The sequence below is a fragment of the Bacillus sp. GB_SG_008 genome, assembly GCF_052038115.1.
GTDB lineage: Bacteria > Bacillota > Bacilli > Bacillales > Bacillaceae_G > Bacillus_A > Bacillus_A rhizoplanae.
In genome coordinates this window covers 191,166-203,182 of sequence record NZ_JBPZSK010000005.1, presented here as the reverse complement: position 1 = coordinate 203,182, position 12,017 = coordinate 191,166, and the positions used below count along the sequence as shown (strand labels likewise).

The window sequence follows — 12,017 nt, the reverse complement described above, 5'->3', positions numbered from 1 at the left end:
TCCCGTCCTTTTACTCCTTCAATCGAATAATACGTTGATTTGAACTTCCGCGAAACGGTAGTGTAAGATCTCGTTTCTCTAGCTCAAACCTTCCATCTACTAATACATCTGCATACTGTAACAACTCTATCATATCATTATTTCGTGAATTTTGTATCTCCTCTAATGTATAGCCTGTATAAATCCATAAATTTTTTTTCATTTTTTTTACCGCTTTTGCTATTACTTTTACTTCAGCAGCTTGAAAAAATGGATCTCCACCTGAAAATGTTACATCCGTAAGAGGATTTTTTTCAATCTCTTTTATTATTTCCTCTTTTGTAACCTCAGTTCCATTATTAATATTCCAAGACTGTGGATTATGGCAGCCAAAACAACGATGCGGACAGCCCGCAAAAAATACGACTGTCCGCAATCCTTCCCCATCTACAATACTATCATGAATGATATTCATTACTCTCATTTATGTTTCACCCGATCCGCTTCTTCACTACGCTTCGCACTGTTCCACTTTGACATATCTCCTACAAGGTATCCTGTAATGCGGCGAATTCTTTCCAAGTCACGTTCATTTTCATTCCCACAGCTTGGACATTCATTCCCAATTATCCCGTGATAACCGCAACATTTACAGCGATCGACTGGGTGATTAATAGATCCATATCCTACACCATACTGTGCCATTGCTTTCACAATTTGCTGTAATGCTTTTTGATTATGAACAGCCGCTCCGTCCAATTCAATATACGTAATATGTCCACCATTACAAAGCGCGTGAAACGGTCCTTCTAAACGAATTTTATCAATGGCTTGAATAGGATAATAAACAGGAATATGAAATGAATTTGTATAATAGTTATGATCTGTTACACCTGTAATTGTTCCAAATTCAGCTCGATCTTTCTTAATAAATTTCCCTGATAATCCTTCTGCAGGAGTTGCAATTAATGAAAAATTCAACTGATGTTCTTCCGTTGCTTGATCCATCTTCTTTCTCATACATTCAATAATTTCATATCCGAGCTTCCATGATTTTTCATCTTCCCCATGATGTTTTCCCGTTAAAGCAACTAAACATTCTGCAAGACCAATAAAACCAATACTTAATGTACCTTGCTTTAAAATTTCAGCAACAGAATCCTCAGGCTGAAGTTTTTCACCACCACGCCATACTCCTTGTGAATATAAGAATTGGAAATCTCTTGCCTTTTTCGTTGATTGATAAGAGAATCTTTCCAATAATTGACGAATACCAAGGTCAACATAGTAATTTAAAGCTTCAAAAAATGCTTCTTTTGATCCACTCATACACGCTAATTTCACTAAGTTAATAGATGTAAACGATAAATTCCCTCTTCCAATCGCTGTTTCTTCCCCATGAATATTGGACATAACACGAGTACGGCATCCCATATAACACACTTCACTTTCAGGACGACCATCATAATGTATAGCATTAAATGGGGCATCTAAAAATGAAAAGTTGGGAAACAGTCGTTTTGCTGTTGTTTCTAATGCTAGTTCAAATAAATCATAGTTCGGATCTTTTTCTTCAAAATTCACACCTTTTTTTAATTTAAATATTTGGATAGGAAAAATGGGCGTTTCTCCTTTTCCTAATCCAGCTTGCGTCGCTCGTAACAATTGTTTAATTAATAATCTTCCTTCTTTTGATGTATCCGTTCCGTAATTAATTGAAATAAATGGAACTTGTCCACCGCCCCTGCTATGCATGCTATTCGAATTATGAATAAATGCTTCACATGCTTGATACGTATCATTTTCTGTTTCTTTCCACGCAAACTCTTCTACTTGCTTAACTGTTAATGGATATGTAGCTAAACGTTTTTTATTTCTTTCAAACGTTTTTCTCACATACGGTGCTAAATCTATATCAAACAGCGCAAATGATTGACCACCATGCTGCATATTTTGATTCGCTTGAAAAATAATAGAAGAAAGTGCCAACGCACTTTTAATATCTTGCGGCTGTCGCATATATCCGTGCCCTGTATGAAACCCATTTTCAAGCATTTGAGCTAATGGGATTTGCGAACAAGTTGTCGTACCTGTTGCATAAAAATCTAAATCATGCGGATATAAAATATTTTGATTAATTGCTTTTTTCACTTCTTCAGAAAGTAATTGTTCGACCGCGTAATACTTTGCACTCTCAGATGCAAATTTCCCCATCACTCCCATCGGAGACCGACCGTCAACATTCGCATTTTCTTGCATTAAATCTTGTTCATTTGCATAAACAATTTTCGTAAAAATATCCTTTAGATTCTCTTCATATTCATTGTTCTTTTCCATTACTTGCTTCATTTCTTAACCCCCAACAACATCTTGTTAATTCACTATCCAAATGATACTACATATAGTAAGGGCGGGTATGTGAAAAATGTAACATTCTGTGAAAATTTTTTAAACATTCATCGAACCTTTTTTATTTATCCCTCAACTTATGAATAAATAAGAGCTTCATTAGTGAATGCTTTCTATCAGTGAAAAATGAGAAACCCACTATTAATAGAAATTTCACTTTATAAAAAAGAAATGTGCTCTTTACAAATGTATGGTACAATATACGGGAAAAACTCTTTTTACCCTTTATCAACACATTTGAATAAAGGAGACTGAACTTATGCTTACATATCTTTTATTGATCGTTGCCTATTTACTTGGCTCGATTCCATCTGGGCTTGTCGTTGGAAAGATTGGTTATGGAATCGATATTCGCGAGCATGGCAGCGGAAATTTAGGAGGAACGAATACATTTCGTACGTTAGGGAAAAAAGCGGGTTTCATTGTTACAATTGCTGATATTCTAAAAGGAACATTGGCTACAGCTCTACCGATAATTTTCGGTTTACATATCCATCCTCTATGGTTCGGATTAGCTGCAGTACTTGGTCATGTATACCCAATCTTCGCAAAGTTCCGCGGTGGAAAAGCAGTTGCTACTTCTGCTGGCGTACTATTATGCTACGCGCCAATTACCTTTGTGGTACTAGCTGTTATCTTTTTCACCCTACTATTTACGACGAGATACGTTTCACTTTCTTCTATGTTAACAGCTGTTGCCGCTGTTGTTGCAGCAATTATAAACGGGAATAAGATCTTCATTGTTGCGATGTGTTTATTAGCTGGTATGGTTATTTATCGACACCGTGCAAATATTGGACGAATTATAAATAAAACAGAACCAAAAGCAAAATTAACAAAGAAACAACAAAAACAAAAGTAAGATTGTAACCCACATAACGCAAAAAGAAAACGCAAAGCATATAAATGGCGTCTTTTTGCGTTATTTTTTATACTAAAAGAAAAAGTGATTATGTTGGAGGAACACTAGATGAACATTTCAGTATCAAAAGAAGCAGTAAGCTGGTACAAAAACGAACTTGGTTTACAAACAGGCGATGCCATTCGCTTTTTCGTACAATATGGTGGATGTAGCACTGTTCAAAAAGGTCTTTCATTAGGAATTCGTAAAGATGAGCCAGCTACTCCTGCTGTACAAATTCAAGAAGATGGTATTACTTTCTTTATTGAAGGCGATGATGAATGGTTCTTTGACGGACATGATTTATCTGTTACATTCAGTAATGATGATGATTTCCCACAATTTCATTATGAAAAATAAAAACGTGGCCTAAGCCACGTTTTTTCATTGTTTCTTTATCTTCTCGTATGTTTCATACCACTCTGGATACAATTTTTTAAAGGATACCGGACGAAATCCTTCTTTTTTTGCACAAATATTTGTTGTAGATGCTGTAATACAACGTTCGCCGTTTTCATTATAAATTTCATAGCCGTAAACAACACGTAGTGGACTCACAGACTCCACCCACGTTTTCACAATTGCTTTTTCTCCATAACGCATTGCTTTTCGATATGTAATTTGCAAATCAAGTACAGGAGATACAATCCCATCATTCTCCATTTCAACATATGAAAATCCTAAATCTTGAATTAATTTCGTACGCCCAAGTTCTAGCCATACTAAATAATTCGCATGGTACACGACACCCATTTGATCCGTCTCTGCATAACGAATGTCAATTTCGTGTTCTGCTACAAACATAGTTTTGTCTCCTTCTCGCTTGCATTTCTTTCTACACCTTTAATCATAATACAGAGAAACTGAAAATAAAATAGAAGCGGCGGATCTTTTTCCTTAAAGGAGTGAGCATATGCTACAAATTATAACTGTACAAAGCGGTGATAACGTATATAAATTAGCACAGAAGTACGGAACCACACCAGAAACAATTGTAAAAGATAATGGACTAAATCCAGCTCAAACACTCGTCATCGGGCAAGCATTGATCGTGAATACGGAAGGAAATACTTATTATGTACAGCCTGGCGATAGCTTATATAAAATTGCCTTAACTTACAATGTACCTCTCGCCAGTTTAGCAAAAGTGAATCATTTATCATTAAAATCCGCACTCCAAGTCGGACAGCAGCTATATGTACCAAAAGGGACAAAAAAAATTATTGAATCTATTGCCTACTTACAGCCATCTACAATTCCGATTAAAGAAAGCTTAGTTACTTCCACCAAAGCTATCAATCCATATTTAACCTACTTGGCCTACTTTAGCTTTGAGGCAAAGCGTGACGGAACACTGAAAGAACCTACACAAGTATCTGAAATCGTCACAATTGCAAAACAAGGGCAAACGATTCCGATGCTTGTTATTACAAATCTTGAAAATGGAAGTTTCAGCCCTGAATTAGCAAGCATTTTTTTACGCAATGAGACAATTCAAAATACGCTCATTACAAATATTTTACAAACAGCACAAAAATATGGAATGCGTGACATTCATTTTGATTTTGAGAACCTTGCACCAGGAGACCGCGAAGTATATAATCAATTTTTACGCAAAGTAAAAACACGTCTACCAAAAGGATATACGCTCAGTACAACTCTCCCCCCAAAAACAAGTTCAACTCAAAAAGGTGCAGCTGCAGCTCAGGACTATAAGGCACAAGGTGAAATTGTTGATTTCGTTATCATTATGACATACGACTGGGGATGGCAAGGTGGACCGCCCCTTGCAGTTTCTCCAATTGGTCCTGTAAAACAAGTCATTCAATACGCAAAATCGCAAATGCCGCCACGTAAAATTATGATGGGACAAAACTTATACGGATTTGATTGGATTCTTCCATTCAAAGAAGGAAATCCTCCTGCAAAAGCAGTTAGCTCTGTTGCTGCTGTTGCACTTGCCCGGAAATATAATGTCCCAATTCAATACGATTTCACTTCCCAAGCTCCGCATTTCAATTATTACGATGAAAACGGAGTGAAGCATGAAGTATGGTTTGAAGATGCTAGGTCTGTTCAAAGTAAGTTTAATTTAATAAAAGAACAAGGAATTCGCGGTATCAGTTATTGGAAAATCGGCTTACCTTTCCCGCAAAATTGGCGACTCCTTTCAGAAAACTTTTCCATTACAAAAAAAGGCTGACAATTGTCAGCCTTTTCTTACTTATTACGATATGCAGCTTCCTCTTTAATTTCTTTTCGCATTCCTTCAATACTTTCCATGCGGCGCTCATTTTTCGCTTCGATTGCTGCGCGATCTTGCGCATTAGAAAACTCAGCAGCTTCCCTTGCTTCGTTCATATTTTCAATTGTGTTATATACCGCCTCTTGCAATTTCTCAACGTTATCGCTACGATCATCTGGATTTGCTTTGTTTTGTTCTGGCATCATGTCTTCCTCCTTTATTGAAAATACATACAACATTAGTTTGTAAAAAATATCTTTAATTATGTATGCAAAAAAAGAAGGAGAATGCTTCCATTCTCCCTCTCTTTAACCGTTATCAACAATCGGTTGTTTCCCTGATTTGTCTTGCATTTGTTTTCCTTTATTACCACCAGCTGCTCTCGATTGTGTTCCAATCTGGTTTGGAGCAAAATCTTGTGGATGTTTCTTTGGATTACCCATAATATCGCCTCCTTACAACTAGTATCATACTAGCTATAAGAATTATTCAGCCTGTTTGAAAATACGCGTTTCAAATCGCTTCTCTAATTTTTCTTCAATCCGTTCAATTGCATCACGATCATTAAGTAGCTGCCGCTTATTTTCCATCACAAGTTCTTCAAACGTTCTTCGTCGATTTCTTCTCATACTGTTCACCCTTTCTCTTTCGTGTTACTAGTATGAACAGTTAAAAAACTCCCTAATCAGATTTATGAGAAAATTTTATTTTTTAGCATAGTTAATCCATTTAATTACAATACAAACTTCCGCAAGTGTGGAATTCCCACACTTGCGGAAGTTTCACTTTATGAGTGCTGCAAAGTTTGCAATCCCTCCTCATACGCGGCAAGAATGAGGACTTCAAAAGCAATCAAATCCTCAGGCTGATCAATCATGATTCTTGTAACACCCAATTCACTTTTCGTAGCAGGTTCACATGTAACAGTCGGATACACAGCTACTATCTCCTCTTGTCCTTTATTCGTTAATACGTATTTTTTTCTTCCCTTTAGCTTAATTCTTACAAATGAATAAAGTGCTTTGATATCCAGATAATTGCCAACACAAACATGACGAATAACCGTTGTATCTTTGTTATGCTTTTCCAATATTTCTTTTACGATCTCATAGGCTCTTCCTTCTTCCTTTGTTAGACTTTGAGAAGTCACCTTCTTCTCTTTTCCGTTCTTCTCTTCTACACATTTTTGATATACGGCCGCACAAGTGAAACAATCATCTAATGCATTGTGAGAGCGTACTTGAATATGTAAAAATCGTTTCAGTGTTTCTAATTTATGGTTTGGTACATGTTTTATATATCGTTTTGCTAAACTAAGTGTATCCAGCACTATATTTTTTGGTGTACCGAGTCCTAATCGTTCCATATTACTCTTTAAAAACCTCATATCAAAAGAAGCATTATGAGCAATGATCGTATCTTCTCCAATAAATGCAATAAATTCCGGTAATACTATATCAATTGTCGGAGCACTTGCAACATCAAAATTCTGAATACCTGTCAACATTGTAATGCGGCTCGGAATCATCTTTTCTGGATTTACATACGAAACAAATTGATCGGTACATATATGATTTCGATACCGAATCGCAGCCATTTGAATAATATTATCTTGATAAGGATTAAATCCTGTTGTTTCAAAATCGATTACAACATAATTACCTGTGAAATTCCCCATAATCTTCTCCTTAACTTTTTATTTACATTATAACTTAACATAATGAAAGAAGCTCAATTAGCCTTTAAATAGAAAATAGGAATGGCACATATACCATTCCTATTTTCATCTTTTATCCCCACGGATGGAAATTTCACTTTATTTTAATTTCGCGACTCTTTTCTCCATTTCCTTCACCGTCATCGGTCCGATAAATTTATCCTGGATAACTCCTTTTGTATCAATAAAATATGATGTTGGAATTGTAATGACTTTATAAGTAGTCGTTACTTTTATATCTGTATCAAGAAGAATCGGAAAAGTAAGCCCTTTCTCTTCTGCAAATTTCCGTACTTTCTCTTTTCCTTCAGCCCCTTCTGACACTGTATAATTCACCGCTAAAACTTCTACATCTTTCTGATACTTATCATAAAATGCTTGTATATCTGGCATTTCTTGCTGACATGGACCACACCACGTTGCCCAAAAGTTCACAATAACTTTCTTGCCTTTTAAATCAGAAAGCTTCACCTTTGTACCATCAAGCTTGGACAATTCAAAATCAGGCGCTATTTTTCCAATTTCAATACCATTTTGTGCAATTGCTTCTTTTACATCCTCTGTACTTTGCTTTTGATTATCTGCTACTTGTACTTTCTCTTTTCCAAACTGCTCATAAATTGCATAACCAGCTAAACATAATAACACAACAACAATCGATATTTTTCGCCACATATGCACCATTCCTTATATTTTATCTTTGTCTCCATGGTTCTCACTGATGAAAGTTTTACTTTATTTTAGCTTATACGGACAAAGATGGAAATATTCTCTATGGAAAAGAAAGTATATTATACAAAAAAATTAAGATTACAATCCTCACAATAAGAAAAAGCAGATGTTTTCTAGTTCTACTCAATCAAATACCGCACTTCATTACATACGAATACTTATTTCTAAAACAATGTCATACATATTAATAAATCTAGAAAGTATGAGGAGTGAACCATATGGAAGAGCATCCAATTACTAAAGAATTACGAATGATAAGGGTATGTCTTGTTATACTCATCATCATTACATTATTTTCGGGTGGAGTCAAAGTGATTAAGACTTCTTCAAACCATCAAGACGTTCCACCTACAAATAATGAAGTATATGACAGAAACAATATGATCCAAATTGGAGAGAATACATTCGTTGTTAGAAACACCGATCCTAAAAGCGGCGGTTACAATACGGTTAAAATTTTTACATATAATCCAAAAACAAACAAAATAACCCAAGTAAAAGAATTCAACTTTGAAAACTCCTTCAAATATGTATATCAATTAAGTCAAAGTGAATAGAAGTATAAAAAAGAGATCGAGTAAGGATCTCTTTTTTTAAAGACGTAAATCTAAGATAAATATTACAAGCTACGACTCACTTACATCCTTCCCAATGAAATGAGCACTAGCTAAAATAAAAACAACAGATAACGTCCAACCAATAATCCCTGAATAAGGAAGGATGCCTTTTAATAAGAAACTACTTAGTGCCGCACAGCTGCTCAGCAATAAACAACTTACACCAATTTTTCTATTTGTCGACATACCGCTTTCTCCCTCTCCCGTTTATAAAATTATGTACTTGCTCCCTTTTAAAGCAAGTTCTATAATCTATCAAAAACAGATTCGTTTTACCCTAATTCATTAAAAATCTTTCCTAACATTGTTTCCCTTCCCTTTTGGCACATGCAATTGTATTTTAAGACAATTAAATATAGTAATCTCATGTTTATTCCAAAGAGTGAATGAAAGCTTTCATTTTACTTAACGCAAGTTCATCTTGCAAATGAGCATAATGTCCACCATCTAATTCTTGAATAACAATACTAGGGTGCTTTTTCTTAACATGCGCAATATTCCTCTTAATCTTATTTTGTAAATTCACAGGCTCTTGACTTCGATTTCCATAAAGCAATATACTCGGAACCTGTACAGTGGTTAACATTTTAGGAAGATTTGCTCGATATAGTGCTAACAGTAAACTAATACCCTTTGTATTAGCTGGTTGTTGATTTTTTATCGCTTGTCTTATGTACTCATTATCTGGAAATCCATGTTTTTCTATTTGGGCTTTTATTCTCTCTTCTGTCTTCTCTTGACGTTGCATCTTCTTCTTTCCCTAATACCTTATTACCAAAATGCCTATGTAAAAAACTAATAAACGGAACCATAAATCCTAATTTCCCAAACATCTCCACAGGAAACAGCGGTATTTTATCATACCCTATGTCTAATAACATAAGTCCCTCTACTAGAGATGGATAATGAGAAGCATAAGCCAAACAGATGGCTCCTCCCAATGAATGTCCAATTACAATAACTTTTTCCATATTCAGCTTAGTAATATAACGATGTAACCATGCAGCAGCATCTTCTAGTTTTATAACTCCATCCAAACCTTGACTTTGTCCAATACCAGGCAAATCAATCATATGCACTTGGTAAAAATCTTTTACAGAATCAGCTATATGCAATCCTATATCACCTGACCAACCTGTTCCTGGCAGAAAGATAATTGGTTGACCATTTCCCACAACCCTTACAAAATGTTCATGCATCATAATTTTCTCCCTTAGCAGTTCTATATTACAAATTATACAATATATTACCATAAATGAGTGAATATTCATTCTATTCTTTCGTATTTACTCATATTTCAATACATGATTAGAGCAGGAAAAATTATCCCATCTATCGAATACATTTTTTGTAAAATGAGAGTCACTTTCAAGAAACATGTACAAATTACTTCGAACCATGATGTTCATTAATGCAATAGCAATCGTTACATATGTGACATATACCCAAAAGGAGTGATTCCCATTTCAGAAATCACACAAATACTGATTACTTGGGCTGGATTCTTCGCTCTTATATTTCTCGTAATAAGAACTGTAAGAGTTTTACAATATCGCAACTGGAGAACATTTATAACAGTACATTTCGGAAAAGATTTTATTATTACTATAAATACATGAATTATCTTACTTTGGATTTTTTACGCAAACTTTCCAGGCCAATTTACTTACATATTAGATTTCTACTACAGAGACTCCATTCTATTTGTAGCCCTGGAATCATTGTTTATCGGAATGATTTGCGGAGCGGCTATTTAATACGGCAGTATTCTTTTAAGCGTACCATTTAGTGCATTGTACCTTTTTTATTATGTATCATTACTCATTTCACATCTTCTTAATAGTTATTGAAATAAGCATGCAATATCTTTTTATCAATTGGATTGAAAAGAACTACAAATAAGTAAATTAGGCTTTAGGATTCCCATACTAAAGAAACTATGGAGATGATGAGCATAGAAAATAATAGTATGGTTCAAGATTTACTTACTTGCTATTGGAGGGATTTCCCTAATGGTTGATAATATTCAACAACTTATTCAAGAGCATAGACAATTTTTCCATAATGATTATACAAGAAGTCTTCAATTCCGTCTTGAACAGTTAGAAAAATTAAAAAATTCTATTCAAAAATATGAAAATCAAGTGCTGAGCGCATTATATCAAGATTTACACAAAAGCGAGTTTGAAGCATATGCTGCAGAAATTGGTTTCGCATTTAACAGTATCAATTTTATTATGAAATACCTAAAACAATGGATGAAACCTCAAAAAGTAAAAACACCTATTCATTTTGCGCCTTCCAAAAGTTACATAATAAAAGAGCCATATGGTACAGTGCTAATTATTGGACCTTTTAATTATCCATTCCAATCATTAATGGAACCTCTTATTGGGGCAATTGCGGCAGGAAATTGTGTAGTCCTCAAACCTTCAGAAAATGCGCCAAACGTTTCAGCTGTAATTAACAAAATAATAAGTGAAACGTTTGATAAGCAATATATTCGTGTAATTGAAGGAGACATCGAAACAACTTCTTTATTAATTCATGCACCATTTGACTATATCTTTTTTACTGGTAGCGTTCCAGTTGGAAAAATTGTCATGGAAGCTGCGGCGAAAAATCTTATACCAGTAACATTAGAACTTGGTGGAAAAGGACCAGCTATTGTCGATAAAACAGCTAACCTCGATATAGCAGCCAAACGTATTATCTGGGGAAAATTCATAAATGCTGGGCAATCCTGTATTGCACCTGATTATGTTATTGCACACAAATCTATCAAGGGAAAACTGATTTCAAAAATGAAAGAAATCATCACAAGCTTTTATGGATCAGATGTATCAAAAAGCAATGATTATGGTCGAATTGTCAATGAGAGACAATTCGATAGACTTATTTCTATAGTAGAACAAGACCAAAATAATATAGTATTTGGTGGAAATTCATCTAGAAGTCATTTATATATTGAACCAACACTTCTTGAAGTAAAGTCATGGGATGATGCAGCTATGAAAGAAGAAATTTTCGGACCAATTTTACCAATTATCGAGTACAATGATTTAGATGAGGTCATTCATATGGTTAACAACCATCCCAAACCGTTAGCCTTGTATGTGTTTACTGAAAATAAAAATGTTGAAAAACAGGTATTAGGACGAATTTCTTTTGGGGGAGGATGCGTCAATGATACAATGTCACATATGGCGAATCTCCACTTGCCTTTTGGTGGAGTAGGAAATGCAGGGTTCGGTGCTTATCATGGAAAACATAGTTTTGATACTTTTACACATCGTAAAAGCATTTTAAAGAAAAGCTCAAAGATAGACTTAGGGCTTGTATTTCCACCGTATAAGAACAAAATTAAAATTTTGCGGAAGATTTTTAAATAATAAGAAAGAAACTGCTTACTGAACA

The 12,017-nt window shown here is 34.8% G+C and carries 16 protein-coding genes; 5 read left to right on the top strand and 11 right to left on the bottom strand.

The annotated features are described in order from the left end of the window. Positions 1 to 10 precede the first annotated feature (10 nt). A complete protein-coding gene (gene nrdG / locus ACTDJC_RS14850) occupies positions 11 to 463 on the bottom strand; it encodes an anaerobic ribonucleoside-triphosphate reductase activating protein (protein ID WP_440603875.1) in 453 nt (150 codons plus the stop codon). Beyond that, positions 460 to 2,316 (bottom strand): anaerobic ribonucleoside triphosphate reductase, encoded by a 1,857-nt coding sequence (locus tag ACTDJC_RS14845; RefSeq protein ID WP_440604008.1) that lies wholly within the window; start codon positions 2,314 to 2,316, stop codon positions 460 to 462. The genes nrdG and ACTDJC_RS14845 overlap by 4 nt, the downstream gene beginning before the upstream one ends. A gap of 331 nt (positions 2,317 to 2,647) precedes the next feature. Between ACTDJC_RS14845 and plsY the strand changes: the two genes are divergently transcribed. Then, positions 2,648 to 3,250: a glycerol-3-phosphate 1-O-acyltransferase PlsY gene (gene plsY / locus ACTDJC_RS14840; RefSeq protein WP_440603874.1), complete on the top strand. Its 603-nt coding sequence runs from the start codon at positions 2,648 to 2,650 to the stop codon at positions 3,248 to 3,250. A gap of 108 nt (positions 3,251 to 3,358) precedes the next feature. Next, complete coding sequence (locus ACTDJC_RS14835) at positions 3,359 to 3,649, top strand: HesB/YadR/YfhF family protein (RefSeq protein ID WP_440603873.1); 291 nt, start codon at positions 3,359 to 3,361, stop codon at positions 3,647 to 3,649. A 24-nt stretch (positions 3,650 to 3,673) separates the two neighbouring features. On the opposite strand, the gene ACTDJC_RS14830 is transcribed toward ACTDJC_RS14835, so the two are convergent. After that, complete coding sequence (locus ACTDJC_RS14830) at positions 3,674 to 4,093, bottom strand: acyl-CoA thioesterase (protein WP_253629963.1); 420 nt, start codon at positions 4,091 to 4,093, stop codon at positions 3,674 to 3,676. 109 nt (positions 4,094 to 4,202) lie between these two features. On the opposite strand from ACTDJC_RS14830, the gene ACTDJC_RS14825 reads away from it, so the two are divergent. After that, positions 4,203 to 5,492, top strand: coding sequence for a LysM peptidoglycan-binding domain-containing protein (locus ACTDJC_RS14825; protein ID WP_440603872.1), 1,290 nt, complete (start codon positions 4,203 to 4,205; stop codon positions 5,490 to 5,492). A 17-nt stretch (positions 5,493 to 5,509) separates the two neighbouring features. Here the strand turns inward: ACTDJC_RS14825 and tlp are convergent, their stop codons facing one another. The 5 genes from tlp to ACTDJC_RS14800 form a co-directional block, all read right to left on the bottom strand. Beyond that, positions 5,510 to 5,737 (bottom strand): small acid-soluble spore protein Tlp, encoded by a 228-nt coding sequence (gene tlp / locus ACTDJC_RS14820; protein WP_098309919.1) that lies wholly within the window; start codon positions 5,735 to 5,737, stop codon positions 5,510 to 5,512. 105 nt (positions 5,738 to 5,842) lie between these two features. Next, positions 5,843 to 5,977, bottom strand: coding sequence for an acid-soluble spore protein N (locus ACTDJC_RS14815; RefSeq protein ID WP_098309920.1), 135 nt, complete (start codon positions 5,975 to 5,977; stop codon positions 5,843 to 5,845). Positions 5,978 to 6,019: 42 nt separating this feature from the next. Next, the gene (locus ACTDJC_RS14810; protein ID WP_098309921.1) at positions 6,020 to 6,163 is read right to left on the bottom strand and encodes an FbpB family small basic protein; all 144 of its coding nucleotides are present in this window, start codon (positions 6,161 to 6,163) and stop codon (positions 6,020 to 6,022) included. 158 nt (positions 6,164 to 6,321) lie between these two features. Further along, on the bottom strand, positions 6,322 to 7,212 hold the full coding sequence (locus tag ACTDJC_RS14805; protein ID WP_253629964.1) for a 3'-5' exonuclease: 891 nt from the start codon (positions 7,210 to 7,212) through the stop codon (positions 6,322 to 6,324). Positions 7,213 to 7,350: 138 nt separating this feature from the next. Beyond that, complete coding sequence (locus tag ACTDJC_RS14800) at positions 7,351 to 7,926, bottom strand: peroxiredoxin family protein (protein WP_098309922.1); 576 nt, start codon at positions 7,924 to 7,926, stop codon at positions 7,351 to 7,353. Positions 7,927 to 8,201: 275 nt separating this feature from the next. Between ACTDJC_RS14800 and ACTDJC_RS14795 the strand changes: the two genes are divergently transcribed. Then, complete coding sequence (locus ACTDJC_RS14795; RefSeq protein ID WP_440603871.1) at positions 8,202 to 8,540, top strand: YmzC family protein; 339 nt, start codon at positions 8,202 to 8,204, stop codon at positions 8,538 to 8,540. 69 nt (positions 8,541 to 8,609) lie between these two features. On the opposite strand, the gene ACTDJC_RS14790 is transcribed toward ACTDJC_RS14795, so the two are convergent. The 3 genes from ACTDJC_RS14790 to ACTDJC_RS14780 form a co-directional block, all read right to left on the bottom strand. After that, positions 8,610 to 8,786 (bottom strand): hypothetical protein, encoded by a 177-nt coding sequence (locus ACTDJC_RS14790; protein WP_253629967.1) that lies wholly within the window; start codon positions 8,784 to 8,786, stop codon positions 8,610 to 8,612. Between the two features lie 184 nt (positions 8,787 to 8,970). Further along, positions 8,971 to 9,348, bottom strand: coding sequence for a hypothetical protein (locus tag ACTDJC_RS14785; protein ID WP_440603870.1), 378 nt, complete (start codon positions 9,346 to 9,348; stop codon positions 8,971 to 8,973). Continuing rightward, positions 9,281 to 9,799 (bottom strand): alpha/beta fold hydrolase, encoded by a 519-nt coding sequence (locus tag ACTDJC_RS14780; protein WP_440603869.1) that lies wholly within the window; start codon positions 9,797 to 9,799, stop codon positions 9,281 to 9,283. Before ACTDJC_RS14780 ends, ACTDJC_RS14785 begins: the two co-directional genes overlap by 68 nt. An 813-nt stretch (positions 9,800 to 10,612) precedes the next feature. Between ACTDJC_RS14780 and ACTDJC_RS14775 the strand changes: the two genes are divergently transcribed. Next, the gene (locus ACTDJC_RS14775; RefSeq protein ID WP_440603868.1) at positions 10,613 to 11,992 is read left to right on the top strand and encodes an aldehyde dehydrogenase; all 1,380 of its coding nucleotides are present in this window, start codon (positions 10,613 to 10,615) and stop codon (positions 11,990 to 11,992) included. Positions 11,993 to 12,017: the final 25 nt, after the last annotated feature.

Excerpts from the sequence above, each read along its gene's own strand:
- nrdG (WP_440603875.1), bottom strand. The coding sequence starts at position 463 with ATGAGAGTAATGAATATCATTCATGATAGTATTGTAGATGGGGAAGGA.
- ACTDJC_RS14845 (WP_440604008.1), bottom strand. The coding sequence starts at position 2,316 with ATGGAAAAGAACAATGAATATGAAGAGAATCTAAAGGATATTTTTACG.
- plsY (WP_440603874.1), top strand. The coding sequence starts at position 2,648 with ATGCTTACATATCTTTTATTGATCGTTGCCTATTTACTTGGCTCGATT.
- ACTDJC_RS14835 (WP_440603873.1), top strand. The coding sequence starts at position 3,359 with ATGAACATTTCAGTATCAAAAGAAGCAGTAAGCTGGTACAAAAACGAA.
- ACTDJC_RS14830 (WP_253629963.1), bottom strand. The coding sequence starts at position 4,093 with ATGTTTGTAGCAGAACACGAAATTGACATTCGTTATGCAGAGACGGAT.
- ACTDJC_RS14825 (WP_440603872.1), top strand. The coding sequence starts at position 4,203 with ATGCTACAAATTATAACTGTACAAAGCGGTGATAACGTATATAAATTA.
- tlp (WP_098309919.1), bottom strand. The coding sequence starts at position 5,737 with ATGCCAGAACAAAACAAAGCAAATCCAGATGATCGTAGCGATAACGTT.
- ACTDJC_RS14815 (WP_098309920.1), bottom strand. The coding sequence starts at position 5,977 with ATGGGTAATCCAAAGAAACATCCACAAGATTTTGCTCCAAACCAGATT.
- ACTDJC_RS14810 (WP_098309921.1), bottom strand. The coding sequence starts at position 6,163 with ATGAGAAGAAATCGACGAAGAACGTTTGAAGAACTTGTGATGGAAAAT.
- ACTDJC_RS14805 (WP_253629964.1), bottom strand. The coding sequence starts at position 7,212 with ATGGGGAATTTCACAGGTAATTATGTTGTAATCGATTTTGAAACAACA.
- ACTDJC_RS14800 (WP_098309922.1), bottom strand. The coding sequence starts at position 7,926 with ATGTGGCGAAAAATATCGATTGTTGTTGTGTTATTATGTTTAGCTGGT.
- ACTDJC_RS14795 (WP_440603871.1), top strand. The coding sequence starts at position 8,202 with ATGGAAGAGCATCCAATTACTAAAGAATTACGAATGATAAGGGTATGT.
- ACTDJC_RS14790 (WP_253629967.1), bottom strand. The coding sequence starts at position 8,786 with ATGTCGACAAATAGAAAAATTGGTGTAAGTTGTTTATTGCTGAGCAGC.
- ACTDJC_RS14785 (WP_440603870.1), bottom strand. The coding sequence starts at position 9,348 with ATGCAACGTCAAGAGAAGACAGAAGAGAGAATAAAAGCCCAAATAGAA.
- ACTDJC_RS14780 (WP_440603869.1), bottom strand. The coding sequence starts at position 9,799 with ATGCATGAACATTTTGTAAGGGTTGTGGGAAATGGTCAACCAATTATC.
- ACTDJC_RS14775 (WP_440603868.1), top strand. The coding sequence starts at position 10,613 with ATGGTTGATAATATTCAACAACTTATTCAAGAGCATAGACAATTTTTC.